General features: G+C 73.5%; 22 protein-coding genes and 1 riboswitch. Of the genes, 6 read left to right on the top strand and 16 right to left on the bottom strand.

All coding sequences use genetic code 11. The annotated features are described in order from the left end of the window. Window positions 1-129: 129 nt before the first annotated feature. From ACF073_RS19750 to ACF073_RS19720, 7 genes are read right to left on the bottom strand one after another with little or no spacing between them, the layout of a single operon-like run. Complete coding sequence (locus ACF073_RS19750) at window positions 130-591, bottom strand: PH domain-containing protein (RefSeq protein WP_392071611.1); 462 nt, start codon at window positions 589-591, stop codon at window positions 130-132. A gap of 16 nt (window positions 592-607) precedes the next feature. Then, on the bottom strand, window positions 608-1,456 hold the full coding sequence (gene hisG / locus ACF073_RS19745) for an ATP phosphoribosyltransferase (protein WP_392071610.1): 849 nt from the start codon (window positions 1,454-1,456) through the stop codon (window positions 608-610). A 49-nt stretch (window positions 1,457-1,505) separates the two neighbouring features. Next, on the bottom strand, window positions 1,506-1,778 hold the full coding sequence (locus ACF073_RS19740) for a phosphoribosyl-ATP diphosphatase (RefSeq protein WP_019983911.1): 273 nt from the start codon (window positions 1,776-1,778) through the stop codon (window positions 1,506-1,508). A 34-nt stretch (window positions 1,779-1,812) separates the two neighbouring features. Further along, window positions 1,813-2,298, bottom strand: coding sequence for a 6,7-dimethyl-8-ribityllumazine synthase (gene ribH, locus ACF073_RS19735; protein WP_392071608.1), 486 nt, complete (start codon window positions 2,296-2,298; stop codon window positions 1,813-1,815). A 22-nt stretch (window positions 2,299-2,320) separates the two neighbouring features. Then, window positions 2,321-3,622 carry a bifunctional 3,4-dihydroxy-2-butanone-4-phosphate synthase/GTP cyclohydrolase II gene (locus ACF073_RS19730; RefSeq protein WP_392071606.1) on the bottom strand — a complete coding sequence of 434 codons (1,302 nt, stop codon included), beginning with the start codon at window positions 3,620-3,622 and terminating at the stop codon, window positions 2,321-2,323. Next, window positions 3,619-4,260: a nicotinamide riboside transporter PnuC gene (locus ACF073_RS19725; RefSeq protein ID WP_392071603.1), complete on the bottom strand. Its 642-nt coding sequence runs from the start codon at window positions 4,258-4,260 to the stop codon at window positions 3,619-3,621. The genes ACF073_RS19730 and ACF073_RS19725 overlap by 4 nt, the downstream gene beginning before the upstream one ends. Then, window positions 4,257-4,862: a riboflavin synthase gene (locus ACF073_RS19720; RefSeq protein ID WP_392071601.1), complete on the bottom strand. Its 606-nt coding sequence runs from the start codon at window positions 4,860-4,862 to the stop codon at window positions 4,257-4,259. The genes ACF073_RS19725 and ACF073_RS19720 overlap by 4 nt, the downstream gene beginning before the upstream one ends. 162 nt (window positions 4,863-5,024) lie before the next feature. Beyond that, window positions 5,025-5,155, bottom strand: a riboswitch (FMN riboswitch). 257 nt (window positions 5,156-5,412) lie between these two features. Between ACF073_RS19720 and ACF073_RS19715 the strand changes: the two genes are divergently transcribed. Both ACF073_RS19715 and ACF073_RS19710 read left to right on the top strand, forming a co-directional pair. Further along, entirely contained in the window at window positions 5,413-6,309 is an 897-nt protein-coding gene (locus ACF073_RS19715) for an RNA polymerase sigma-70 factor (protein ID WP_392071599.1), read from the top strand. A gap of 136 nt (window positions 6,310-6,445) precedes the next feature. Next, window positions 6,446-7,201, top strand: a complete 756-nt coding sequence (locus ACF073_RS19710) for an SDR family oxidoreductase (RefSeq protein ID WP_392071597.1) — start codon at window positions 6,446-6,448, stop codon at window positions 7,199-7,201. Between the two features lie 677 nt (window positions 7,202-7,878). Here ACF073_RS19710 and ACF073_RS19705 read toward each other — a convergent pair. Continuing rightward, window positions 7,879-9,093 (bottom strand): ROK family transcriptional regulator, encoded by a 1,215-nt coding sequence (locus ACF073_RS19705; RefSeq protein ID WP_392071595.1) that lies wholly within the window; start codon window positions 9,091-9,093, stop codon window positions 7,879-7,881. A 130-nt stretch (window positions 9,094-9,223) separates the two neighbouring features. Between ACF073_RS19705 and ACF073_RS19700 the strand changes: the two genes are divergently transcribed. Continuing rightward, entirely contained in the window at window positions 9,224-10,429 is a 1,206-nt protein-coding gene (locus ACF073_RS19700) for an MFS transporter (protein ID WP_392071593.1), read from the top strand. On the opposite strand, the gene ACF073_RS19695 is transcribed toward ACF073_RS19700, so the two are convergent. Together ACF073_RS19695 and ACF073_RS19690 are read right to left on the bottom strand one after the other, a co-directional pair. After that, window positions 10,389-10,847: an acyl-CoA thioesterase gene (locus tag ACF073_RS19695; RefSeq protein WP_392071591.1), complete on the bottom strand. Its 459-nt coding sequence runs from the start codon at window positions 10,845-10,847 to the stop codon at window positions 10,389-10,391. The genes ACF073_RS19700 and ACF073_RS19695 overlap by 41 nt on opposite strands. A 121-nt stretch (window positions 10,848-10,968) precedes the next feature. Continuing rightward, window positions 10,969-12,219 (bottom strand): alginate lyase family protein, encoded by a 1,251-nt coding sequence (locus tag ACF073_RS19690; protein ID WP_392071589.1) that lies wholly within the window; start codon window positions 12,217-12,219, stop codon window positions 10,969-10,971. A 153-nt stretch (window positions 12,220-12,372) separates the two neighbouring features. Between ACF073_RS19690 and ACF073_RS19685 the strand changes: the two genes are divergently transcribed. The 3 genes from ACF073_RS19685 (at window position 12,373) to ACF073_RS19675 (ending at window position 15,734) form a co-directional block, all read left to right on the top strand. Then, complete coding sequence (locus tag ACF073_RS19685) at window positions 12,373-13,764, top strand: uracil-xanthine permease family protein (protein WP_392071755.1); 1,392 nt, start codon at window positions 12,373-12,375, stop codon at window positions 13,762-13,764. 220 nt (window positions 13,765-13,984) lie between these two features. After that, on the top strand, window positions 13,985-14,707 hold the full coding sequence (locus ACF073_RS19680) for a DUF5995 family protein (protein ID WP_392071588.1): 723 nt from the start codon (window positions 13,985-13,987) through the stop codon (window positions 14,705-14,707). A 97-nt stretch (window positions 14,708-14,804) separates the two neighbouring features. Next, window positions 14,805-15,734: a TIGR03619 family F420-dependent LLM class oxidoreductase gene (locus ACF073_RS19675; protein ID WP_392071586.1), complete on the top strand. Its 930-nt coding sequence runs from the start codon at window positions 14,805-14,807 to the stop codon at window positions 15,732-15,734. Between the two features lie 34 nt (window positions 15,735-15,768). Here ACF073_RS19675 and ACF073_RS19670 read toward each other — a convergent pair whose 3' ends face one another. The 6 genes from ACF073_RS19670 to ACF073_RS19645 form a co-directional block, all read right to left on the bottom strand. Then, a complete protein-coding gene (locus ACF073_RS19670; protein ID WP_392071585.1) occupies window positions 15,769-17,466 on the bottom strand; it encodes a flavin monoamine oxidase family protein in 1,698 nt (565 codons plus the stop codon). A gap of 50 nt (window positions 17,467-17,516) precedes the next feature. Next, entirely contained in the window at window positions 17,517-18,305 is a 789-nt protein-coding gene (locus ACF073_RS19665; protein WP_392071583.1) for a carbon-nitrogen hydrolase family protein, read from the bottom strand. A 1,165-nt stretch (window positions 18,306-19,470) separates the two neighbouring features. Further along, window positions 19,471-19,851, bottom strand: coding sequence for a DUF742 domain-containing protein (locus tag ACF073_RS19660; RefSeq protein ID WP_392071581.1), 381 nt, complete (start codon window positions 19,849-19,851; stop codon window positions 19,471-19,473). A 7-nt stretch (window positions 19,852-19,858) separates the two neighbouring features. Then, window positions 19,859-20,299, bottom strand: coding sequence for a roadblock/LC7 domain-containing protein (locus ACF073_RS19655; protein ID WP_392071578.1), 441 nt, complete (start codon window positions 20,297-20,299; stop codon window positions 19,859-19,861). After that, a complete protein-coding gene (locus tag ACF073_RS19650; protein ID WP_392071577.1) occupies window positions 20,286-22,631 on the bottom strand; it encodes a nitrate- and nitrite sensing domain-containing protein in 2,346 nt (781 codons plus the stop codon). The genes ACF073_RS19655 and ACF073_RS19650 overlap by 14 nt, the downstream gene beginning before the upstream one ends. 95 nt (window positions 22,632-22,726) lie before the next feature. Then, the gene (locus tag ACF073_RS19645) at window positions 22,727-24,223 is read right to left on the bottom strand and encodes an HAD-IA family hydrolase (protein ID WP_392071575.1); all 1,497 of its coding nucleotides are present in this window, start codon (window positions 24,221-24,223) and stop codon (window positions 22,727-22,729) included. Window positions 24,224-24,230 lie beyond the last annotated feature (7 nt).

Here is a 24,230-nt window from a genome sequence, read left to right as displayed (position 1 = left end):
TGGCGCAGGTACTACAGGACGATCCGTCCATCGCCGGGGGGAGTCACTCCTCGGGTAGCAGGAACCCCTGGGCACCGGGCGGAGCGCAGGGGCGGAGGCGCAGCGAGAGGCCTCCGCCCACCAGATTAATCAAGACCTGGGCCGGTGCGGCAGGGCGGACGTGTCCGAGCGTGCCTCGGCGAGCGTGCGCAGGGCCTGGGCGTCCGCTATGGCCCGCGCCTTGGCGATGCCCGGTTGGATGCCGAGCGCGGGCAGGCTGGTGCCGTCGCTGAGGTCGAGGAAGACCCAGGGGTCGCCGGGGCGGAGGTTCACCCGGAGGATCTCCGCCCAGGCCAGACGGCGTTTGCTGACGATGTTGACCACGGTGACGCCGGACTCGTCGGCGACCACCTTGACCCGGGCCAGCAGGGCCAGGACCGCGAAGATGAGCGCCCCGGTGAGGATGAAGGTGAGCCGGTCCCCGGGGCCGAGCTGCTCCAGCAGCAGCGCGACACCGGTTATCACCAGGAGGATCGCCACACCGGCGGTGAGCAGGACGGCGCGCGTGTGGCCCGGCCGGAAGGTGACGGGCAGGGTGGGCTGATCGGACATCGGTCGGCGTTTCCCTCTACAGGCGGCAGGCGTGGATGGCCGTGGTGAGGATGGCCCGGGCGCCGATGGCGTAGAGGTCATCCATGATCCGCTGGGCCTCCTTGGCGGGGACCATGGCACGGACCGCGACCCAGCCCTCGTTGTGCAGCGGGGAGACGGTCGGGGACTCCAGGCCCGGAGTGAGCGCGACGGCCTTCTCCAGCTGCTCGACCCGGCAGTCGTAGTCCATCATCACGTAGGTCCGGGCGACCAGGACGCCCTGGAGGCGGCGCAGGAACTGCTGGACCTTCGGTTCGTCGGCGTCGGCGCCGGTGCGGCGGATCACGATCGCCTCGGACGTCATGATCGGGTCGCCGAAGACCTCGAGGCCCGCGTTGCGCAGGCTGGTGCCGGTCTCCACGACGTCGGCGATGACCTCGGCGACGCCCAGCTCGATCGCGGTCTCGACGGCGCCGTCCAGGTGGACGACGGAGGCGTCGACGCCGCTGTCGGCGAGGTGCCCGGCGACGATCCCCTCGTACGAGGTGGCGACCGTCTTGCCCTTGAGGTCCTCGATGCCGTTCGCGGTGCCGGGCTTGGCGGCGAAGCGGAAGGTGGACCGGGCGAAGCCGAGCGGCAGGATCTCCTCGGCCTGGGCGCCGGAGTCGATCAGCAGGTCGCGGCCGGTGATGCCGATGTCGAGGCGGCCGGTGGAGACGTAGATCGCGATGTCGCGGGGGCGGAGGTAGAAGAACTCGACCTCGTTCTCCGGGTCGACGATGCGCAGTTCCTTGGACTCGCGGCGCTGCTGGTAGCCGGCCTCATGCAGCATGTCCGCCGCAGGGCCGGACAGGGAACCCTTGTTGGGGACGGCGATGCGCAGCATGAGGTCGGCTTCCTTCGCGTTGAGTGGTGTGGGTGTGAGCCGGCGTGGCTCAGAGGTGGGCGTAGACGTCGTCGAGGGAGATCCCGCGGGCGACCATCATCACCTGGACGTGGTAGAGCAGCTGCGAGATCTCCTCGGCGGCCGCCTCCTTGCCCTCGTACTCGGCGGCCATCCAGACCTCCGCGGCCTCTTCGACGACCTTCTTGCCGATGGCATGGACGCCCTTGCCGACCAGCTCTGCGGTACGGGAGGTGGCGGGATCGCCCTGGGCGGCCTTGTGCTGGAGCTCGGTGAAGAGCTCCTCGAACGTCTTCTTGGACATGGTGGAGCCCACCCTACGCGGTGCGGGTCGCTCCTCAGTGCCAGGGTTCGGATACTGAGCGGAGCGTCGCGGCGGTGGCGACCGCGGCGGTCACCGCCTCGTGTCCCTTGTCCTCGTTCGAGCCTTCGAGGCCGGCCCGGTCCAGGGCCTGCTCCTCGGTGTCGCAGGTGAGGACGCCGAAGCCGACGGGTACGCCGGTCTCGACGGAGACCTGGGTGAGGCCCTGGGTGACGCCCTGGCACACGTAGTCGAAGTGGGGGGTGCCGCCCCGGATGACGACGCCGAGCGCGACGACGGCGTCGTAGCCGCGGCCCGCGAGGACCTTGGCGGCGACCGGCAGCTCGAAGCAGCCGGGGACCCGGATCAGAGTGGGCTCGTCGATGCCCAGGTCGTGCAGGGCGCGCAGGGCGCCGTCGACCAGACCGTCCATCACCTTGTCGTGCCACTGCGCAGCGATGACGGCGACCCTGAGGTCGCTCACGTTGCGTACGGACAGTTCCGGTGCACCCTTGCCGCTCACGTCTCTCCTAAGTGCTTCTTGCTTACTGGTTGCCGCAGGTGCCGGCGGAGGCAGCCACGGCGGGCGTGTCGAGCCAGGGCAGATCGTGCCCCATCCGGTCCCGCTTGGTGCGCAGGTACCGGAGATTGTGCTCGCCGGCCTGGACCGGCATCGGCTCGCGGCCGGTGACCTTGAGTCCGTGGCGCAGCAGCGCGTCGGTCTTGTCGGGGTTGTTGGTCATCAGCCGGACGCTGCGCACGCCGAGGTCGGCGAGGATCTGCGCGCCGGCGCCGTAGTCGCGGGCGTCGGCGGGCAGGCCGAGTTCGAGGTTGGCGTCGAGGGTGTCGTGGCCCTGCTCCTGGAGTTCGTAGGCCCGGAGCTTGGACAGCAGGCCGATGCCGCGTCCCTCGTGTCCGCGCAGGTAGACGACGACACCCCGGCCCTCCTCCTGGATGCGCTCCAGTGCGGTGTCCAGCTGGGGGCCGCAGTCGCAGCGCAGGGAGGCGAAGACGTCGCCGGTGAGGCATTCGGAGTGGACGCGGACCAGCACGTCCTCGCCGTCGCCGATCTCGCCGTGGACGAGGGCGACGTGCTCGACGCCGTCGGCTGCGGCCCGGTAGCCGTAGGCGGTGAAGGCGCCGTGCCGGGTGGGCAGGCGGGTCTCGGCCTCGCGGCGGACGGTGGGCTCGCTGCCGCTGCGGTAGGCGATCAGGTCCTCGATGGAGATGATCGTCAGGCCGTGCTTGCGGGCGAACGGGATCAGCTCGGGCAGCCGGAGCATCCGGCCGTCCTCGCCGGCGATCTCCACGATGGCGCCGGCCGGGCGCAGGCCCGCGAGCCGGGCGAGGTCGACGGCGGCCTCGGTGTGGCCGTTGCGGACCAGGACGCCGCCGGGCCGGGCGCGCAGCGGGAAGACATGGCCGGGGCGGACCAGGTCGGTGGGCTCGGCGGTGCCGCTCGCCAGCAGCTGGAGCGTGGTGGCGCGGTCGGCGGCCGAGATGCCGGTGGTCACGCCGTGCGCGGCGGAGGCGTCGACGGAGACGGTGAACGCGGTCTTCATCGACTCGGTGTTGTCCTCGACCATCTGCGGCAGGCGCAGCCGGTCGAGTTCCTCGCCCTCCATGGGGGCGCAGATCAGGCCCCGGCACTCGCTCATCATGAAGGCCACGATCTCGGGGGTCGCCTTCTCGGCGGCGATGACGAGGTCGCCCTCGTTCTCCCGGTCCTCGTCGTCCACGACGACCACGGGGCGGCCGGCCGCGATGTCGGCGATGGCCCGCTCGACCGGGTCGAGCGTGAAGTCCTCGATGTCGTGGGTGCCGTACAGGGGCGGTGCCGAGGTCATGCCGGCGCTCCTTCCAGTGCGGGCTGCGGGTCCCTGCGGGAGCGCAGCCACCAGTCGCGCATGCCCCACAGGACGAGTGCGCCGTAGATGACGTAGACGAAGCCGGAGAAGGCGTAGCCGTTGGCGAAGTTGAGGGGGACGCCGACGAGGTCGACGAGCAGCCAGGCGATCCAGAACTCGATCATGCCCTTGGCCTGCGCGTACATCGCGACGATGGTGCCGACGAAGATGTAGGCGTCCGGCCAGGGGTCCCAGGACAGGCTCGGGTACGCCTTGAAGAGGAGGGCCACGGCGACCGTGCCGACGGCGGCGGCGGCGATCATGGCGCCGCGCTCGCGCCAGGTGGCGAAGCGGGGGGTGATGTGGCCGTCGGCGGCCTTGTCCTTGCCCCGGTTCCACTGCCAGAAGCCGTAGGCCGCGACGACCATGACGACGACCTGCTTGCCGGCGCTGCCGGTCAGGTGGTCGAAGAAGGCGGCGAACAGGATCAGGCCGGAGACGAACTGCACCGGCCAGCTCCACAGGGAGCGCCGCCAGCCGAGGGCGAGGCCGGCCAGACCGAAGATGTTGCCGACCATGTCCGACCAGAGGATGTGCTGGCCGAAGAGCGTGAACGCCTCGGAGTTCAGCCAGTTCACCGGTCGGCCCCCGTACCGGCCGCGAGCAGCCGCTCCACGTACTTGGCGATGACGTCGACCTCCAGGTTGACCGGGTCGCCGGGCTGCTTGTGGCCGAGGGTGGTCAGGTCGAGGGTGGTGGGGATGAGGCTGACGGTGAAGTGCTCCTGGCCGGCCTCGACGACGGTGAGGCTGATGCCGTCGACGGTGATGGAGCCCTTCTCCACGACGTAGCGGGAGAGTTCGGCGGGGAGGGAGATCTTCACGATCTCCCAGTTCTCCGAGGGCGTGCGCGCCAGGACGCGGCCGGTGCCGTCGACATGTCCCTGCACGATGTGTCCGCCGAGACGGGCGCCGACGGCGGTGGGGCGCTCGAGGTTGACCCGGGAGCCGACGGTGAGCGCGCCGAGGCTGGAGCGCTTGAGGGTCTCGGCCATGACGTCGGCGGTGAACTCGTCACCCTCGTGCTCGACGACGGTGAGACAGACCCCGTTCACGGCGATGGAGTCGCCGTGCTGCGCGCCCTCGGTCACGATGGGGCCGCGGAGCCGGAAGCGGGAGGCGTCGTCGAGATTCTCGACGGCGGTGACCTCACCCAGCTCTTCGACGATTCCGGTGAACACTTCCCGGGTCCTCCTGCCTCTTCGGGCACGGACTCCGGGGCCTGTCGATGACGACAGAGAATACGGATGAGCACACACCTGAGGCGTCGCCGACACGGACCCGTCCGCGTACGGACGAGTCCAGATACGGCGGCGCGCACACGGAATACGTATGCCCGCCCGCCGCGCACTGCCTCCCATCCGGACTTTAACCGTCGGTCCAGGAATTTCACCTGGTCAACCGGCCGCTGGAAGCGACCGGGTCGCGGACTGTAACCGCCGGTTCGGACTTTCACCGACCCCGGAGTGCGCTGCTTCTGGTACATGGCCAGTGTGCCACGACCGCAACTCGTCCATACGGGTCAAGAGTGTGGGCTCGCTCACACTGCGTGTCGCTCATTTCGCGCCACGCAGCCGCCGCGGCCAACTGAGCGGCGGCGGCACCGCGTTGACCTGGTCCGGACCCATTGACCGTACTGGTCTAGTCCTTTTAGGGTGCGGACGGGCCCGGCGGCGGTGACGACGGCCCTTGCCCGCCGCCGGGCCGCCAGGGCTCTGGCAGGGTGAGCGCATGGAGATCGCCCTGCCCGCCGACGCGTTCGAAGCCCACCGCCCCCGCCTCTTCGGCCTGGCCTACCGGCTGCTCGGTTCCGCCCAGGAGGCCGAGGACGCGGTGCAGGACGCCTATCTGCGGTTCAGCGGCGCCGACCGGGCGGCGATCGAGCACCTCGGGGCCTGGCTCGCCAAGACCGTCACCAACCTCTGTCTGAACCGGCTCACCTCGGCCCGGGCGCGGCGCGAGCGGTATGTCGGGGACTGGCTGCCGGAGCCGGTGGTCACCTCGGACGGCACGCTCGGCCCCCTGGAGTCGGCGGAGCGGCGGGACCAGGTCTCGATGGCCCTGCTGGTGCTGCTGGAGCGGCTGACGCCGGCCGAACGGGCGGTGTACGTACTGCGCGAGGCGTTCGGGTACGCGCACCGGGAGATCGCGGACGTGCTGGAGCTGAGCGAGGCCAACTGCCGCCAGCTGTACAGGCGGGCGGTGCGGCGGGTGGCCGAGCCGGCCGGCGGCCGTTTCGAGGCGGCTCCGGAGCGGCGCGAGGAGCTGGTCGCGTCCTTCGTCACGGCCGCTCGCGAGGGCGATCTCGCCGGTCTGGAACGGCTGCTCGCCGAGGATGTGACCTGGTGGAGCGACGGGGGCGGCAAGGTCACGGCCGCGCTGCGGCCGATCGAGGGCCGGGCGAAGGTCATGCGCTTCCTGGCCGGCATCTCGGGCCGGTTCACGGCGGGCCTGGAGTTCACGGCGGCCGAGGTCAACGGGGCGGGCGCGCTGGCCTGGTGGACGGGCGACACGCTGATGGGGGTGGCGGTCATCGAGCCGCGGGACGGGCTGATCGCGGGGGTGCGGGCGGTGGTCAACCCGGAGAAACTGGAGTTCGCCCGCCGACAGCTCCTCGACCGGGTCTGAGGGGCCCGCCGTCCGCGTCCCGCCTCCTCGCCTCAGGAATCCGCCGGAACGTGTCACATTTCCGGTGGCTGTCCGGTCGGACTGGTGAGGGCGCTCCGATGGGGGGTGCCCGGTGTCCGAAGGGGCGGAGAACAGCATGACCACGATCCTGGTGACCGGCGGGACCGGAACCCTCGGCCGACTCGTCACGGAGCGGCTGCGGGCGGACGGCCACGAGGTCAGGGTGCTCAGCAGGCACAGCCGGCCGTACGCCGTCGACCTGCGGGCCGGCGGTGCCGGCCTGGACGCGGCGCTGGCCGGAGTGGAGACGGTGGTGCACTGCGCGAGTACGCCCCGGGGCGGCGACGAACAGGCGGCCCGGAACCTGCTGGCGGCGGCCGGGCGGGCCGGGGTCGACCATCTCGTGTACATCTCCATCGTCGGCGTGGACCGGGTGCCGTTCGGCTACTACCGGGCCAAGTTCGCGGTGGAGCGGCTGGTCGAGGAGTCGGGGCTGGGCTGGACCGTGCTGCGGGCGACCCAGTTCCACGACCTGGTGGTCACGCTCTTCGAGGGCTTGTCCAAGCCGCCGGTCATGGCGGTCCCCGCGGGGGTGGCTGACCAGCCGGTCGAGGTCGGCGAGGTGGCCGAGCGGCTGGCGGAACTGGCCCTCTCGGCTCCGGCCGGACGGGTGCCGGACATGGCGGGCCCCGAGGTCCGCCCGCTCGATTCGCTGGCCCGCGCCTTTCTGCGGGCCACGGGCCGGCGCCGCCCGGTGCTGCGGGTGCCGCTGCTCGGGAAGGCGTACCGCGCCTTCCGGGAGGGCGGCCATCTGGCGCCGGAGCGGGCGGTGGGCAAGGTGGGCTTCGAGGAGTACCTGGCACGGCGGTTCGGGCCGGACGGCGGACGCTGAGTCCGGGCCCGCGCGGCTCCCGGGCACGGCTGACCGACCCCCGCCGACCTGCGCGGGCGCACCGGCCCGGCCCCTGCCGACCTGAGGCCGGACGCCGACCCCAACGCTGCCAACCCGAGGCCGGACGCCGACCCCAACGCTGCCAACCCGAGGCCGGACGCCGACCCGAACGCTGCCGGCCCGAGGCCGGACGCCGACCCCAACGCTGCCAACCCGAGGCCGGACGCCGACCCCAACGCTGCCAACCCGAGGCCGGACGCCGACCCCAACGCTGCCGACCCGAGGACGGACGCCGACCCCAACGCTGCCGACCCGAGGACGGACGCCGACCCCAACGCTGCCGACCCGAGGACGGACGCCGACCCCAACGCTGCCGACCTGAGGCCGGACGGCGGCCACGGGGCCGGCCTTGAGCGCGGCGGCTGCCGGGCACGGCGGCCTGGGCAGGCGGCGACGGCGGCGGGACACACGCGTCCACGACGCTCCGCTCCGCTCCGCTCCGGGAACACCCGCCGGGCGGGCACCGGTCCGCCGCGACCTCCAGCCGGGCGAGCTGCTCAGCCGTGGCCCTCCCCACGGCGACAGGCCACGGCCGCCGGACGCGAGGGCCCGTACCGAACGGCGGGCCCGGCGTCCCGGCGGCACCACTGCTCCCCCTGGGCGCACCCTCCGGGGCCCTAGCGTTCCGGTGGTGCGAACAGTTCGTCCTGGGCTCGTTCACGGGCGGTGAACAGGGCTCCGCGCAGGACGGCCGTGCCGCCGAGGCTGCTCGCGCGTACCTCGGTGGCCAGCGGTGACATCCGGTGCAGCCGTTCCTCCACCAGCCCGGCGAGCACCGCGCCCCCGGCCTGGCCGACCTCCCCGCCGAGGACCACGCAGCCGGGGTCGAGGACGGCCACCACGGAGGCGACGCCGACGGCGATCCGGTCGGCCAGGGTGTGCAGGAAGCGGGTGGCGGCGTCCGGCGCGTCCGCCGTGCCGGCCGCATGCGCCGCCGGCGCCACCGCCTCACGTACCGTCCTTGCCGCCCCGGGTCCGTCCGCCGTGGCCGGCACCGGCAGGCCGTGTTCCGCCGCGAGCCGGGCGATAGCCCCTGCTCCGGCCAGCGAGTGGAAGCCCCCGGCGCAGTCGGTGGCCGAGGGCAGCGCGTCCGTCCCGGGGACCGGCAGGAAGCCGATCTCGCCGGTGCCGCCCGAGGCGCCGCGCCGCAGGGTGCCGTCCAGGACGACCGCGGCACCGACGCCGTGTCCCAGCCAGAGCAGCACGAAGGTGTCCCGGTCGTGCGCCGCGCCCTCGCGCTGTTCGGCGAGGGCGGCCAGGTTGGTCTCGTTCTCGACGGTGACCCGGGTGCCGGACAGCCGGTCCTGGAGGGCGGCGACCAGGCTGCGGTGCCAGGCGGGCAGGCCGGCCGAGTCCCTGAGGTCGCCGCTGGCCGGGTCGATCAGGCCCGGGGCGCCGATGCCGACGGTGTGCAGCCGCTCGGCACCCGCCTCCTTCGCGGTGTTCTCCACCGCGGCCACCGCCAGCTCCACGGCCGGCCCCGTCCCGGTCTCCCCGCCGATCGGCACCGACGCCTCGGCGAGCACCCGCCCGACCAGGTCGGAGACGAGGACGAGGACGCCCTCGGTGCGGACGTCGAGCGCGGCCAGATGGGCGCGGTCGGCGACGATGCCGTAGAGCCGGGCGTTGGGGCCGCGGCGCAGCTCGCCCGACTCCCCCACCACGGTGATCAGGCCGGAGGCGGTGAGCCTGTCGACGAGGTCCGCGACCGTCGGCCGGGACAGTCCGGTCAGCTGCTTCAACTGCCCTGCCGTCAGCGGGCCTTCCTGTTGCAGCAGGCTGAGGGCCAGCCGGTCGTTGATGGCCCGGGCGGTGCTCGGTGATGCGGGCATGGCGGAAATCCTCCCAGACGCGCGCGGCCGGACGATCCACTATCTATCAGGCAGGGTCCCTGATAGTTTACGGCGGTGCCATGAGGGTGCGTCGGGGCAGGGCCTGGGAGGGGTGGGGAACATGGGTGGCGTGGGGTACACGGGTGAGGAGATCAGGCGTGCTCGCTACGCCGTCGCGGCCGTGTTCGCCGTGCACGGCGCCGTGACCGGTTCCTTCGCGACCCGCGTGCCCTGGATCCAGGAGCACGCCTCGCTCAGCGCGGGTCAGCTCGGATTCGCGCTGGCCTTCACGGCGCTGGGCGCCTCGTGCGCGATGCCGCTCGCGGGCCGGATCAGCCACCGCTTCGGCAGCCGTACGGCCCTGCGCGGACTGCTCGCGCTGTGGACGCTGTCGCTGCTCCTGCCCGCGCTCGCGCCCAACCTGTACACGCTGTGCCTGGCGATGTTCGCCTACGGCGCGACCTCCGGCATGGCCGACGTCGCGATGAACGCGCTGGGCGTGGAGATCGAGCGCGGGCTCGGAAAGTCGATCATGTCCGGGCTGCACGGCATGTGGAGCGCGGGTGCGCTCGCCGGCTCGGCCGCCGGTACGCTCGCCGCCCAGCTCGGCTCGGACGCGCGCGTGCACCACGCGCTGGCCGCGGTGACCCTCACCCTGCTGGGCCTGGTCGCCTGCACCTGGGTGCTGGACCTGCAGCCCGCCGAGGACGAGGAGCCGCCGCCGCGGTTCGCCCTGCCGCCGCGCTCCGCGCTGCTGATCGGCGCGGTCGGCTTCTGCGCGGTGTTCGCCGAGGGCGCGAGCCTGGACTGGTCGGCGGTGTTCCTGCGGGACCGGCTGGACAGCTCGGCCGGTCTCGCGGCGGCCTGCACGACCGGGTTCATGCTGACCATGGCCGTGGCCCGGATCGCCGGGGACGCGGTGGTGAACCGCTTCGGCGCGGTCCGTACCGTGCGCTTCGGCGGTCTCCTCGCCGGTGCGGGCGGCCTGCTGGTGGTCCTCGCGGGGGCGCCCGCGGTGGCGATGGCCGGGTTCGCGCTGATGGGGCTCGGCATCGCGGTGGTCGTACCGCTCTGCTTCGCGGCGGCCGGGCACGCCGGCCCCCGTCCGAGCCAGGCCATAGCGGGCGTGGCGACCATCACCTACACCTCGGGGCTGGTCGCGCCGAGCCTGATCGGCGGGGTGGCGCAGGCGACGAGCCTGACGGTGTCCTTCTGCGTGGTGACGGCACTGGCCTGCGGACTCGCGGTCTTCGCCGGCGTGCTGCGCACCGCCGAGCGCGGGGTCCGCGCGGAGGTCAGTCAGCGGGCCGCAGCAGTTCCCGGCCCGCGGTCCTGAAGTCCTCGCTCCAGGGCGCCGGGCGCATGGTGGTCGCGTCCAGCCGGACCAGTACCCGGGCGCCCCGGGCGTAGGTCTCGCTGCCGTCGGCCGAGCAGAACCGGAAGCCGTAGGTGAGACCGGTGGTGCCGATCCGCTCCAGCCAGAGGTGGACGGCGTAGGAGCCGGGGCGGGTGACCGGCGCCTCGTAGCCGATGCGCAGCTCGCGGACCGCGTTGCAGGCGTCGCCGGCCGCCGCCCAGTCGCCGTCGAAGCGGACGCCGTAGCCGTTCCACAGCTCGGTCCAGGCGCGCTCGACCATCAGCGGGTACCGGGCGTTGTGCAGCAGCCCGAGCGCGTCGAGGTCGTCGAAGTGGACGGTGACGGGGATCAGCCGGCCGTAGGCGACGGCGGGGGCGGACGGGGCTTCGACGGTCACGGGAAGGGCTCCTGAGCGGTGCTGGCGGGGTGGCGACACCCCCGTGCGCCAACCATACTAAGCGACCGCTCAGGAGCCCGGTCCGGCTGCCCTCCCGGGCCGTCCCGCGGCTGGGCGGGTCTCAGCCCGCTATGGAGTCCAGTTGCTCCGCCGCGGGGCGCAGCGCCCAGAGGTCTCCCCCGGGCGGCGTCTGGAGCTTCGGCACGGCCGCCCGGTCACCGGCGTCGGCCGCCGCGTGCACGACATCGGTCGCCGCGTACCGGTGGAACTCCAGCTCGGGGTGCGGCCAGGCGGTGGCGCCGGTCGCGGCGGGCAGCAGGTAGTCGACCGCCTTGAACAGGCTCTGCCCGTCCGGGCCCCGATAGCCCCAGAGGTCGACGCCGACATGCCGGCCGACGGCGGCGAGCCGGGTGTAGGCGACCAGGTCGAAGGTCGAGTAGTGCCAGCTGCGGGTGCGGGCGAGCTCCTGGGGCTGGCTGCCGTCGGCCGCGATCTGCGGCGCGATCCGGCGGGCGCGCGCGTCCAGCACGGTCCGCCTGGCCAGGGCGGTGTCGCCGGTGGCGTAGGCGAGTGCGGCCAGTTGAAGGTCGTAGAAGGTGCCGTGGTTGTTCTCGGCGGCGCCCTCCTGCTTGCCGAAGTCGCTGTTCTTCAGCCAGCCGAGGAAGTCCTTGTTCCAGCGGCCCATCGCGGTCCGGTCCGCCGCCGTCCAGCCCGGCGCTCCGCCGGCGAGGATCGCCTGCGCGTCCAGGACACTCGTGTACGACTGCGAGAAGTCGATGATGCCGATGGCCCGGCCGTCGTACTTGCACGGGATGAACTGGGCGTGGTCCAGGTCGGGGTTCATCCGGGTGGCCGGGTCGAGGAACCAGGTGCGCAGGACCTGCCCGGCCTTCTCCGCGTAAGCGCGCCTGCCGGTGTAGTACCAGGCGAGCGAGAGGTCGTACGCCGAGTCGAAGACCTTCTCCGCGTCCTGGCGGTCCGTCCCGCTGTCGACCTCGGGATTGCGCCGGCCGTCGCGCTGGACGTACGGGCAGCCCCAGGGGTTGTCGGCGGTGGGTGCGGTGGTGGGCCACCAGTAGGGGGCCTGGCTGAGGTAGTCGTGGACGTCGCCGCCCGGGGCGGGCTTCGGCTTGTCGACGACCGTCCAGGGACCCTGGCCGAGCCAGGCGTCCGCGCGGGCGGTCAGGTCCGCGACGGCGCGCTCCAGCGCGGGGTCGTGGTCCGCGCGGGCCCGGGTCCGTTCGAGGCGGGCGCCGTCGAGGACGGCGGTCCGCGGGGGCTTCCGCGGCGCCGCCTGCGCGGCGGGGACGAGGGCGGCCAGGGAGGTCACCACGACGGCCAGCACGGCGACCGCTCGGGCTCTTCCGCTCATCGGGCACTCCGATCGTTTATCCCTCACGTGATCTCCCATGGATCATGTATGTGAATAGAATTCACGGACGCGACCGTGGGAGCGTAGAGCCGCCGGGCAGCCCTGACAATGGTCCGGACCGTCTTCATGCACTTGAGAAAGCGAAACCCCACCATGGACCTCGGCGTGCGCTGGAAACTGCACGGTGACGGGCGCACGCCCGCACCCGGAGCGGTGGTACGCCCCGACGAACGGCTCTCCTGGCCCCGCACCGTGGGCCTGGGCGCCCAGCACGTGGTCGCGATGTTCGGGGCCTCCTTCGTGGCACCGGTACTCATGGGCCTGGACCCGAATCTGGCGATCATGATGTCGGGCGTCTCGACCGTGATCTTCCTGCTGGCGACCCGCGGCCGGGTGCCGAGCTATCTCGGCTGCTCCCTGTCGTTCGTGGGCGTGGCCGCCGTCATCCGCGCCCAGGGCGGTACGAGCGCGACCGTGACCGGCGCGGTCTTCGTCGTCGGCGCCGCGCTCTTCCTGGTGGGCCTCGCCGTGCGGCACTTCGGCGCCCGGATCATCCATGCCGCGATGCCGCCGATCGTCACCGGTGCCGTCGTCATGCTGATCGGCTTCAACCTGGCCCCGGTGACCGCGTCCACCTACTGGCCGCAGGACCAGTGGACGGCGCTGCTGGTGATGCTCTTCACCGGTCTGGCGGTCGTGTGTCTGCGTGGTTTCTGGTCCCGTATCGCGATCTTCCTCGGCCTGCTCTTCGGATACGGCATCTCCTGGGCGTCCGACCGGATCTTCGGGAAGATCCACTCGGCGGACGCGAGCGGCAAGCTCACCGACCACTGGCGCCTGGACCTCTCGGGCGTCTCCAAGGCCGACTGGATCGGCCTGCCCTCCTTCCACGGGCCGACCTTCCAGTGGTCGGCGATCCTGGTCGCGCTGCCGGTCGTGATCGCCCTGGTCGCCGAGAACGCGGGGCACGTCAAGGCGGTCGGCGAGATGACCGGCGACCCGCTGGACGACCAGCTCGGCACGGCGATCTCCGCGGACGGCGTCGGCTCCATGCTGTCGACGGCCGTCGGCGGCCCGCCGAACACCACCTACTCGGAGAACATCGGCGTGATGGCCGCGACCCGCGTCTACTCCACCGCCGCCTACTGGGCCGCCGCCGGTTTCGCCCTGCTCTTCGGCGTCTGCCCGAAGTTCGGCGCGATCGTGGCCGCGATCCCGGGCGGGGTCCTCGGCGGCATCACCGTGATCCTGTACGGCATGATCGGCCTGCTCGGCGCCCAGATCTGGATCAACTCCAAGGTGGACCTGCGCAATCCGCTGAACCTGGTGCCGGCCGCCGCGGGCATCATCATCGGCGTCGGCAACGTCACCATGAAGTTCACCGACCACTTCTCGCTCAGCGGCATCGCGCTCGGCACCCTCGTCGTCATCACCGGCTACCACGTGCTGCGCGCCTTCGCCCCGGCCCATCTGAAGAAGCAGGAGCCGCTGCTGGACGAGGGCACGTCCTCCTACGACTCCCAGGCGCCGCGCACCGACTCGTAGCGGCCCCCGTCCCCTGACGGTCCGTGTCCCTTGACGATCCTCGTCTCCTCACGGACCTGGCTTCCTCACGGACCTGGCCTCCTCACGACCTGGCTTCCTGACGATCTGGCTTGCTGACGACCTGGCTTCCTGACGGCCCTCGCTTCCCGGCGTCCCTCGTTCCGGCGAAGCGTCGGGCCGGTCGGCGTGCCGGCCGGCCCCGGGCTGCGACCCTTCCCTCATGGCGCAGTCGGAGCACCTCACCATCCCCGTCGGCACCGTCGGCAGCGTCGACAGTGTCGGCGCCGTCGACAGTGTCGCCGCGCGGATGCGCGCGCTGGACGCCGCCCTGCCCGCGCGGGACGGCGTCGCCGTGTTCAACCGCGTGTACCTCGCCGTCACCGAGGAGGTCGGCCGGCGCCTGGACGCAGGCGGGTTCGCCGACCCGTGCGCGGCGGCGGCGCTGGACGTGCGGTTCGCCGAGCGCTATCTGGCGGCGGTGGCCGCGGCGGCCGGCGAGGGCCGCCCGCCCGCCTGCTGGCGGCCCCTGTTCCAGCTCCGCCGCCATCCCGGGATCCGGCCGCTGCAGTTCGCGCTGGCGGGCATCAACGCGCACATCGGGCACGACCTGGCGCTGGCCGTCGTCGACACCTGCCGCACGCTCGGCTGCCCGCCGGCCGAGCTGGAGGACGAGTTCGACCGGGTGGGCGATCTCCTCGTGTCCCTGGAGGAGCGCATCCGCGAGGAGCTGATGCCGGGCCCCGACGTGCTCCAGATCGCGGATCCCCTCACCCACCTGCTGGGCTCCTGGAGCCTGGAGCGGGCCAGGGACGCGACCTGGACGGCCGCCCGCGCCCTGTGGGCGCTGCGGAGCTGCGACGACGTCGCCGAGGAGTTCACCGACCGGCTGGACGCCGCGGTCGGTTTCGCGGGCCGGATGCTGCTGATCCCGCTCCCCGACTGACCCTAGCCGGATCCGCTCCCCTCGCGCGCCGCCCCGGAACGGCCCGGTGACCCGCATACGTTGCCCCGCAAGGATCCGACCACCAAGGAGCAGCGGTATGGCGACCCGGCTCGGCCTGAGTCTTCCCCAGATGCGGCAGTACGCGATCGGCACGGACGTGCCCGAGGTGGCCCGCGCGGCCGAACGCATCGGCTACGAGAGCCTGTGGGTCTTCGAACGGGCCCTCTTCCCCGAACCCGCCACCCAGGGCCTGTACGGCATCGAGGGCATGCCCTGGCCCGACAGCTACCGGAACGTGGCGGACCCGCTGGTCGCCCTCACCCTGGCCGCGGCGGCCACCGAGCGCGCGGAGCTGGGCTCCAGCGTCCTGGTGGCGCCGCTGCACCTGCCGTTCCAGCTCGCCAAGGCCCTGGCCACGCTGGACGCGGCGAGCGGGGGCCGGGTGATCGCGGGCCTGGGCACCGGCTGGTCGCTGGACGAGTACGCCGCTTCGAGCGTCCGGCCGTTCGCGGAGCGCGGCGCGGCCCTGGACGAGATCATCGAGGTGTGCCGGGCGGTGTGGGGCCCGGATCCGGTCGTCCTCGACACCCCGCTCACCACGATCGCCTCCGCCGTGGTGGGGCCCAAGCCGGTCCGGCCGATCCCCGTCATGCTGGCGGCGAGCACCGGGCGGGCCTTCCGCCGGCTGGTCGACCACGCCGACGGCTGGCTGCCGGCGGCCTTCGACGCAAAGCAAGTCGCCGCCCAGTGGCGGCGGCTGCGCGAGCTGGCCGAGGAACGCGGCCGCACCGCGCCGATCCGGACCGTGCTCCGGGTGAACGCCACCCTCCGGTCCAAGCCCTGCGACGGCGCCGACCGCGGTCCCTTCCAGGGCGACGCGGACCAGATCGTGGCGGACCTCGTGGAGTTCGACGGGCTCGGCATGGACGAGATCCTCATCGATCTCCAGAGCAGCGCGCGGGACGCGCGGGAGCTGACGGACATCGCCGCCGAGGTGTTCGAAAAGGCGCGGGCGGCCGGAGTCTGAGGCCGGCCGGCCGCGCCTTCGTCCTTCTCCCGGGTCAGTCCTCGGGAAGTTCCACCGGCGCGATCTCGTCATAGACGTCACCCGGGCCCGGGTTCGTCGCGTCGGTCGTGCCGCCGAAGTGGTGCATCACGCCCCAGACCGCGTTCAGCGCGGTCTGGATCGCGCCCTCGGCCCAGCCGGCCGTCCAGGAGATGTCGTCGCCGGCGAGGAAGATGCCCCGCTTGTCCTCGGGCAGCCGGTCCTGCATGAAGTGCGTGAACAGGCGCCGCTGGTAGCGGTAGTGGCCGGGCAGGTTGGCCTTGAACGCGCCCATGAAGTAGGGCTCGTTCTCCCAGGAGACGGTCACCGGGTTGCCGATGATGTGCTTCCTGATGTCGACCTTCGGGTAGATCTCGCCGAGCGACTTCAGCATGACCTCCATCCGCTCGTTCGCGGACAGCGGCAGCCACTTCAGGCTGTCGTCGCACCAGGTGTAGGAGAGGCAGATGACGGCGGGCTTGTCCGGGCCGTCGTCGAGCAGGTAGGTGCCGCGGGTCATGCGGTCGGTGAGCGTCATCGACATGACGTCCCGCCCGGTCTCCTCGTCCTTGTCCAGCCAGAAGGGCCGGTCGACGGGGACGAACAGCTTGCTGGACTCCATGTAGTGGGTGCGCTCGATCGCGGTCCAGTGGTCGATCGGGAAGAGCGAGTCGTCACAGGCGATCTTGGACAGCAGCATCCAGGACTGGGCGGTGAAGATCGCCGCCTCGAAGGTGCGGATGTCCCCGTTCGCGTCCGTCACGGTGATCCGGTTGCCGGCGGTGCGGTGCAGCCGGGTCACGGCCGGACGCGGCTCGCCCTGCTCGTGGAGGGAGCGCAGCGAGGTGCCGTACGGCCAGTGGACGATCTTCTCCGGCTCGCGCTCCCACAGGCGCAGCGGCAGCTGCTGGGAGCCGCCCACGATGCCGCGGTGGTGGTCGTCGGCCTCGGTGTAGACGACGCGCAGGATCTCCAGGATGGAGTTCGGGAAGTCGGTGTCCCAGCCGCCGGTGCCGAAGCCGACCTGGCCGAAGATCTCGCGGTGCCGGAAGGACTTGAACGCCTCGGAGTCGCAGAGGAAGCCGTAGAAGGTCTGGTTGTCGAGCTTCTCGACCAGCTTCGCCCAGATCTCGCGGATGCGCGGGACGTCCCGCTCGCGCATCGCGCGGTTCATGTCGGAGAAGTCGGCGCCCTCGTCCAGGCACCTGTTCCAGGCCTCGGCGACGTCCCGGTACACCTGGGGCAGGTCGGCGACGGTCTCGGCGTAGTGCGACTCGCCCTTGAGGTCGACCACGGTCGACGGCGTCGCCTCGGCCAGCGGGTTCGGGAACGGCGTGGTCTCGAGACCGACCAGGTCGATGTAGTGCTGGAGCGCGGTGGAGGACGGCGGGAAGCGCATCGCGCCCATCTCGGCGGTCAGCGACTCGTCGCAGCCCTCGAAGCCGACGGTGCGCAGCCGGCCGCCGATCTGGTCGGCCTCGTAGACGACGGGCTTGAGACCCATCTTCATCAGCTCGTAGGCGGCGACGATGCCGGACAGACCGCCGCCGATGACCGCGACCTCGGTGCCGTGCCCGGTCGCCGGGATCTGGCCGAGGCCCGCCGGGTGGGCGAGGAAGTCGTCGTAGGCGTAGGGGAAGTCCGGGCCGAACATGGTGATCGGCGGCTGCTGCTCGTCGGTGTGCTCGACGGCGTTGGGCACCGTGGACGTCATGGGGTACGGACTCCTTGCGTGGTGAAACAGGGGGAAGCGCTGGGGGCGGCTCAGACGAGGGAGCCGTACAGACCGGGGCGGCGGTCCGCGAGGTACGGGTTGTTCTCCCGGGAGGCGGCCAGGAAGGCGGGGTCGGCGTCGGCGAGCACCAGCTGCTCGGCGCGGCCGGCCCGGGTGCGGGCGACCCCGTCGGGGCCGGCGAGCACGGACAGCCCGACGAACTCGAACTCGCCCTCCTGGCCGACCCGGTTGACGTAGGCGACGTACATCTGGTTCTCGAAGGCGCGCACCGGGATCATCGACTCGGCGACGAACTGGAAGGGGTGCATCTGCGCGGTCGGCACCACGAGGAGGTCGGTGCCGGCCAGGGCGTGGGCGCGGACGTTCTCCGGGAACTCGACGTCGTAGCAGATCAGCAGGCCCACGGTGAGGCCGTTCAGCTCGGCCTGGACGACCTGCCGCTCGCCCGGGGTGAAGTGGTCGCGCTCGAAGCAGCCGAAGAGGTGGGTCTTGCGGTAGTTCGCGAGCCGGGTGCCGTCGGCGGAGATCAGCTGGACGGAGTTGTAGACGGTCTCGCCGTCGCGCTCCGGGTAGCCGTAGGCGAGGGCCAGGCCGTGCCGGGTGGCGATCTCGGCGACCGCGTCGGCGGAGTCGCCGTCGGCGGGCTCGGCGAGGCGGGCGATGTCGTCGCCGATCGCGTACCCGGTGAGGAACATCTCCGGCGCGGCCAGCAGCCCGGCGCCCGCGGCGGCGGCCCGGCCCGCGGCCTCGTCGAGGACCTTGAGGTTCTCGACGATCGAGCCGGGGCGGCCGGAGCTCTGGAGCAAGGCTGTGCGCATGCGGGATCCTCACCGGAACGGGGGGTTGGGGGGCCGAATAGACCGTACGGTCGGTGCGCTCGACCGGACAAGAAGGAGCCGTTGCGCGCCAGTGCGCGGTTCGTTGCGTGGCACGGGGGTCGGACGGCGATTCGTTGCGCACCCCGGCCACGGGCACCCCGCCCCGCCTGGGCGCCTGCCGCCTGCCGCCCCTACACCAGCCACCCCTTCCGCCCGCCCCCGACCGGGTTTCCCGGCCTCCCGGCGGCTGCCCGCCCGGATCCCCCGGAGGCCGCCGGATCCCCGGGGGCCGCGGGTTCCCCGGGGGCCGCCGGGCCGCCGGGGCGCCGGGCAGTGGGGCGCCGGGGCGCCGGGCAGTGGGGCGCCGGGGCGCCGGGGCGCCGGGCAGTGGGGCACCGGGGCGGTGGGGCACCGGGGCGCTGGGCCGCCGTGCCACGGGGGCGCTGGACCGCCGGGGCCCTGGGGCCCTGGGGCCCTGGGGCCGACCCTGGACCGCCGGGGCGCCGGGGGCTGGACCGCCGGGCCGCTGGGGCGCTGGACCGCCGGGCCGCCGGGCCGCCGGGGCGCCGGGCGCTGGACCGCCGGGGAGCCGAGGGCTGGACCGCGGGGGAGCCGAGGGCTGGACCGCGGGGGCGCCGGGGGCCGGGCCGCTGGACCGCCGGGCCGCCGAGGCGCTGGACCGCCGGGCCGCCGGGGCGCCGGGCGCTGGACCGCCGGGGAGCCGAGGGCTGGACCGCGGCGGCGCCGGGGGCCGGGCCGCCGAGGCGCCGGGCGCTGGACCGCCGAGGCGCCGGGCGCTGGACCGCCGGGGCGCCGGGGGCTGGACCGCGGGGGCGCCGGGGGCCGGGCCGCCGTGCCGCCGGGCCGCCGAGGCGCTGGACCGCCGGGGAGCCGGGCCGCGGGGGCCGCCGGGCCGCCGGGACGCCCCTCAGGGCTGCTCACCAGACGACCCCTCAGGGCAGCTCACTGAACCTCCCAGGGCGGCTCACCAGACCCCTCAGGGCAGCTCACCGAACCGCCCAGGGCCGCCCACCAGACCCCTCAGGGCAGCTCACCGAACCTCCCAGGGCCGCTTAGACCCCTCAGGGCGAGCAGCTCACCGAACCTCCCAGGGCCGTTCACCGGACCTCTCAGGGCCGTTCACCCGGTCCCTCGGGGCCGTTCGTCAGATCTCCCGGAGGCGTGCCGCGATCTCCTTCAGCAGGGCGGGGTCGGCGGTCGGGCCGCCGACGGGCGGGCGGCGGGGCGGGTCCACCCGGATGAGGCCCTCCTCGGCCAGGTCGCCGAGGAGGACACGTACGACGGTCAGCGGCAGGTCGGCGTCCGCGGCCAGTTCGACCACGGGACGGGGCCCGCGCCGGATCAGCTCGAGGAGGGAGGTCCGGGCGTGGTCGAGGGGGGCGGCAGGAGCGTCGCTGTCCAGCGCGGTGACGCGGGACAGCAGATCGACGGTGTGCCGCCCCTCGGGCCGGGTACGCCCCCGGGTCACCGTGTAGGGGCGCACCAGCGCCCCGGTCTCCTCCTCGTACCAGTGCTCGTCGCTCACCGTGGGATCACGGGGTGGAGCGGACGGCGGCGTCCAGGTGGCGGCCGAGGCGCCGGACGAGCAGGGCCATCTCGTGGGCGAGCTGGCCGACGTCGGTTCCCGCCTCGCTGAGCACGGCGAGCCGGCTGCCGTGGCCGGCCGGCGTGATGAAGAGGTACGCCTCGTCCAGCATCACCATGGTCTGCCGCACCTCTCCCGCGGCGAACCGCTCCCCCGCCGACCTGGCCAGGCCGTGGAAGCCGGAGCAGACCGCGGCCAGGTGCTCGATGTCCCGCCGGCGCATGCCGTCCGAGCTGCTGAGCGCGAGGCCGTCGGCGGTCAGCAGCACGGCCTGGCGGACGTGGTCGGTGCGGGCCACGAGGTCGTCCAGCAGCCAGCCGAGGTCCGTACCGGGCGCTCCGGCGGGTGCTGCGGGCTGCTCCGGGGTCTGCTCGTCACCGTGTGTCATCGGTGTCCGTCCCTTCGTCGGCTGGGGTGCGCGCGGTGTCCGCGTCGGCACCTGTGTCAGCGCCGCGCACGGCACGGGCGTCACCCTGTGCGGGCAGCCCCTTGCGGCCGCGGTCCGTGCCTCGCTGGAAGGCACCGAAGATCGCGCGCATCTCCTCGGCATCGACCTCACGCCCTTCCCCGCCCTCCCGCGAGGGCGGATCACCCCGCAGCTCGGGGACGAGAGAGGCCTGGCGGGTACGGGTGGGGAGGGCGGGTGCGGGGCCCGCTGGGGCCTTGTCCGCGGCCCGGGCCGTGGTGCCGTCCGGCGCCGGGGCGGGCCGGACGCGGGACGGCAGGGCCCGTACGGTGCCGGCGGGCTCGGCCGGTTCCGGGTTCCCGGGGGCCGCATCGTGCCGTACGCCGCCGGCCGTGCGCGTCGGCTCCGCCTCGGCCAGTACCGCCGGGGGAAGCCGCACCACCGCCGTCGTCCCCCCGTACGGGGAGTCCCGGAGGGTCACCTCGATGCCGTGCCGGGCGGCGAGGCGGCCGACCACGTACAGTCCGAGCCGGTCGTGCCGGGTGGGGTCGAAGGCGTCGGGGTCGGTGAGCGTGCGCTGGGCTCCGTCGCGCGCCTCGGCGTCGAGACCGAGGCCGCGGTCGTCGATCTCCAGCACGAAGCCGCTGCCGACCGGCCCGGAGCGCAGCGTGACCTGGGTGTGCGGCGGCGAGAACGCCGTGGCGTTCTCCAGGAGTTCGGCGATCAGATGGATGACGTCGGCGACCGCGTCCGCCGCCACCCCCGCCTCCGGCATCGGCGGCACGACCACGCGCGCGTAGTCCTCGATCTCGCCGACGGCCGAGGCGACGACGTCAGCGACCGGCACCGGCCTGCGCCAGCGGCGGCCGGGCACGGCGCCGGAGAGGATGATCAGGCTCTCGGCGTGCCGGCGCATCCGGGTGGTCAGATGGTCGATGCGGAACAGCTCGCGCAGCACGTCGGGGTCGTCGGTGCGCCGCTCCAGCGTGTCGACGAGCTTCAGCTGCCGGTGCACCAGCGCCTGGTTGCGGCGCGCGATGGTGAGCAGCACGGCGAACTGCCCCGCGCGCAGCCGCGCCTGCTGGACCGCGGCCTCCACGGCGGCCAGCCGCGCGGTGTTGAAGGACCGGCCGACCTGCCCGATCTCGTCGTCGCGCACCTCGTCGGCGGCGAGCGGCGGCGCCTCGGCCACCGCGTCCACGTCCTCGCCCGCGCTCAGCCGCCGCATGACGTCCGGCAGTTGCTCCCCGGCCAGGACGTCGGCGGCGTCCCGCAGGATCTCCAGGCGGCGCGAGATGCGCCGGGCGCCGCGCACCGCGAACCACAGCGAAAGGGCGACCGCGGCCAGCCCGACCGCTCCGACGACGGCGGCCTTGGTCAGCTCGCGGTAGCCGAAGGCCCGCCCGCGCGTCGCGGAGTTCTCGGCGGCGCGGGTGCACAGCCGCATGTAGCGCTTGACGGCCCGGTCGGAGGTCGAGCGCCAGGTGTCCGCCGCGACGGCCTCGCCGGCGCCGGACGCCCCGGCCCGCAGCAGCGCGTCCTCGCCCCGCACCAGCGAGCGGTGCACGTCCGCACGCTGGAACTCCTCGAACAGGGCGCGCGAGTCGGCGGGCAGGTCGGGTATGTAGGTCCGCTCGAAGACACGCCGGTCCTCGATGGTCGCGGTGAGGGTGTCGTACTGGCGGTCGCTCAGCCGGCCGGCCGCCCGCGCCCCGGCGACCAGGGCGTCCTCCCGGGAGACGAACTCGCGCACCCGGACCAGTTCGACGACGACCTGCGCCTCGCGGGCGAGCTGCCCGGCCTGGAGCGCGGTGAGCGTGGACTGGATGTCGAAGCCGGGCTCCACGAGCGTGCTGTACTCGGCGACGGCCCGGTCCCAGGAGATGTCCCGGGACAGCACGCGCGAGCGCAGCCCCTCCAGCCTGCCCGTCGCGGCGACCATGGCGTCCAGGGCCTGCCGCTGCCGCTGGGTGAGCCGGTCCCGGTCGCCGTCCCGGATCGCCAGCCGCATGGCGTCGACGGCCCGGTCGGTGCGGCGCTGCTGCCCCAGCAGGCCCCCGGCGGCGGCCGGGTCGGCGCCTGCGCCCAGATAGGCGGCGGACATCCGGCGCTCGATCTGGATCTGCCCGATCGCGGTGTCCACGGGGGTGCCGAATTCCTCGTACACCCCCTGGACCCGGACCAGCGCGCGCAGTTCGGCGGTGACGGACACCATGGCGAAGCTCCACAGCGCCATCAGGGCGACCGCCGGGGCGAGCGCGAGGGCCACGATCCGCGCCCGGACGGTGGTGGGACGGCCGAGGGGCCAGCGCATGGGGTACCTGCCGGTGTTACCTGTCAGTACAAAGTGCGGGACAACTTACGGGACGGTCACCCCGCACCGCAATGGTGACCTGCGGTAACCCCGAGTCACCCGGTGGGCAGGGCGAAGGTGGTGACCACCGCGGCGTGGTCGGAGGGCCAGTCGTTGCCCGCCACGTCCGGCCAGGGGCGCGGGGTGCCGGTGACGAGGGTCCGCGCGTCGCGCGCGGTCAGGCCGCGGTGCAGCACATAGTCGATCCGGTCCTGCGGCTCGGGCCGTCCGCTGCCGTCCTCGTGCACCGGGTGGACCGGCGACCACGTGTGCCCGGGCATGGCGGCCGGGTCGGGGTGGACCTCCCGGTAGGAGTCGCGCAGCCCGGCCTCCTCGGCCGCCTTCGTCACCGGCCACTCGACGTCGGGCCGGTCCAGGTGCGAGGGGCAGTTGAAGTCGCCGACGAGCACCACCGGCACGTCGTCGCGCCCGGCCTCGGCGATCCGGTCCAGCGCGTCCCGCAGCTGTGCGAGCCGCACCTCCTCGTGCGCGATCAGCTCGTCCGCAGGGAGCCCGTCGAAGGCGGACTCGTAGGGGCCGTACGGCGTGTAGTGCAGATGCGCGGTCCACACGTCGACCTCGCGCCCCGGGGCCACCGCGATCCGGATGCCCGCCGCGCCGTAGAAGCCGACGTCCGGACCGCCGAACCGGGCGGTGATCGGATGGCGGCTGAGCAGGCCGAGGTTCTCGCCCGCCCGGTGGTGGTGCCAGCCGAGTGCCTCGGCCAGTTCCGGTGCCGCGCTGCCCGCGGTCTCCTGGAGCCCGACGACGTCGGCGCCGCTCTCCAGGATCACCTTGAGCTGCTTGGCCCGGTGGTCGTCGACCTCGCTGCCGCCGAGCCACAGGTTCCAGCTCATGACGCGCAGTCCGGGCGCGACCATCCGGCTCAGCCCGTCCGGGGTGACCCCGACCAGGCTGTCCCGTACGGTCCGGCCGGGCGCGGCACCGATCGGGGCGAGGGAGGGTACGGCGAGCACGGCGCACCCGGCGGCCTCGGCGGAGGCCACGCCGGTCTCGGTGTCCTCGACGGCCACGCAGGCCGCCGGTTCGACGCCGAGGGCGTGGCAGGCGGCGAGGTAGGGGTCGGGGGCCGGCTTGGTGCGCTCGGTGTCGTCGGCGGTGACGGAGGCCGCGAACCGGGCGGCGCCGAGGGCGTCGAGGACGACGTCGGCGACCGCGCGCGGGGAGGCGGTGACCAGGGCGGTGGGGACGCCGGCCGCGGCGAGCGCGTCCAGCAGTTCAAGGGCGCCGGGGCGGGGCACGATGCCGGTGCGCACGCGCTCGGCGAACTCGTGGTGCAGGCCGGCGGCGAGTTCCCCGGCCGGGCGTCCGGTGGCCGCGCCGAGCCAGGCGGCGGTGTGCTCGACCGGGCGGCCGAGCACGTCCGGCTGGTCGGCCTCGGTCAGCGGCCGCCCGGCGACCTGCTCGACGGCCTCCCACCAGAGCCGCTCGGTGTCCACGAGCGTGCCGTCCATGTCGAACAGGACGGCCTGGAGGGGGCGGGGGGTGAGGTCGGGGGCGTGGGGGGTCGCCCGTCGGCTGTGGGGGGTCACGTCGGAG

Origin of the sequence: Streptomyces sp. NPDC015171, from assembly GCF_043079545.1 — a bacterium.
Lineage (GTDB): Bacteria > Actinomycetota > Actinomycetes > Streptomycetales > Streptomycetaceae > Streptomyces.
The sequence above is the reverse complement of the archived record's forward strand: the minus strand, read 5'-3'. Positions and strand labels throughout refer to the sequence as shown.

What these genes read in the sequence shown, in the direction of transcription:
- ACF073_RS19715 (WP_392071599.1), top strand. Translation starts at nt 5,413, where the DNA reads ATGGAGATCGCCCTGCCCGCCGACGCGTTCGAAGCCCACCGCCCCCGC.
- ACF073_RS19685 (WP_392071755.1), top strand. Translation starts at nt 12,373, where the DNA reads ATGGACCTCGGCGTGCGCTGGAAACTGCACGGTGACGGGCGCACGCCC.
- ACF073_RS19650 (WP_392071577.1), bottom strand. Translation starts at nt 22,631, where the DNA reads ATGCGCTGGCCCCTCGGCCGTCCCACCACCGTCCGGGCGCGGATCGTG.
- ACF073_RS19680 (WP_392071588.1), top strand. Translation starts at nt 13,985, where the DNA reads ATGGCGCAGTCGGAGCACCTCACCATCCCCGTCGGCACCGTCGGCAGC.
- ACF073_RS19675 (WP_392071586.1), top strand. Translation starts at nt 14,805, where the DNA reads ATGGCGACCCGGCTCGGCCTGAGTCTTCCCCAGATGCGGCAGTACGCG.
- hisG (WP_392071610.1), bottom strand. Translation starts at nt 1,456, where the DNA reads ATGCTGCGCATCGCCGTCCCCAACAAGGGTTCCCTGTCCGGCCCTGCG.
- ACF073_RS19705 (WP_392071595.1), bottom strand. Translation starts at nt 9,093, where the DNA reads ATGCCCGCATCACCGAGCACCGCCCGGGCCATCAACGACCGGCTGGCC.
- ACF073_RS19655 (WP_392071578.1), bottom strand. Translation starts at nt 20,299, where the DNA reads ATGACACACGGTGACGAGCAGACCCCGGAGCAGCCCGCAGCACCCGCC.
- ACF073_RS19710 (WP_392071597.1), top strand. Translation starts at nt 6,446, where the DNA reads ATGACCACGATCCTGGTGACCGGCGGGACCGGAACCCTCGGCCGACTC.
- ACF073_RS19750 (WP_392071611.1), bottom strand. Translation starts at nt 591, where the DNA reads ATGTCCGATCAGCCCACCCTGCCCGTCACCTTCCGGCCGGGCCACACG.
- ACF073_RS19670 (WP_392071585.1), bottom strand. Translation starts at nt 17,466, where the DNA reads ATGACGTCCACGGTGCCCAACGCCGTCGAGCACACCGACGAGCAGCAG.
- ACF073_RS19730 (WP_392071606.1), bottom strand. Translation starts at nt 3,622, where the DNA reads ATGACCTCGGCACCGCCCCTGTACGGCACCCACGACATCGAGGACTTC.
- ACF073_RS19665 (WP_392071583.1), bottom strand. Translation starts at nt 18,305, where the DNA reads ATGCGCACAGCCTTGCTCCAGAGCTCCGGCCGCCCCGGCTCGATCGTC.
- ACF073_RS19690 (WP_392071589.1), bottom strand. Translation starts at nt 12,219, where the DNA reads ATGAGCGGAAGAGCCCGAGCGGTCGCCGTGCTGGCCGTCGTGGTGACC.
- ACF073_RS19740 (WP_019983911.1), bottom strand. Translation starts at nt 1,778, where the DNA reads ATGTCCAAGAAGACGTTCGAGGAGCTCTTCACCGAGCTCCAGCACAAG.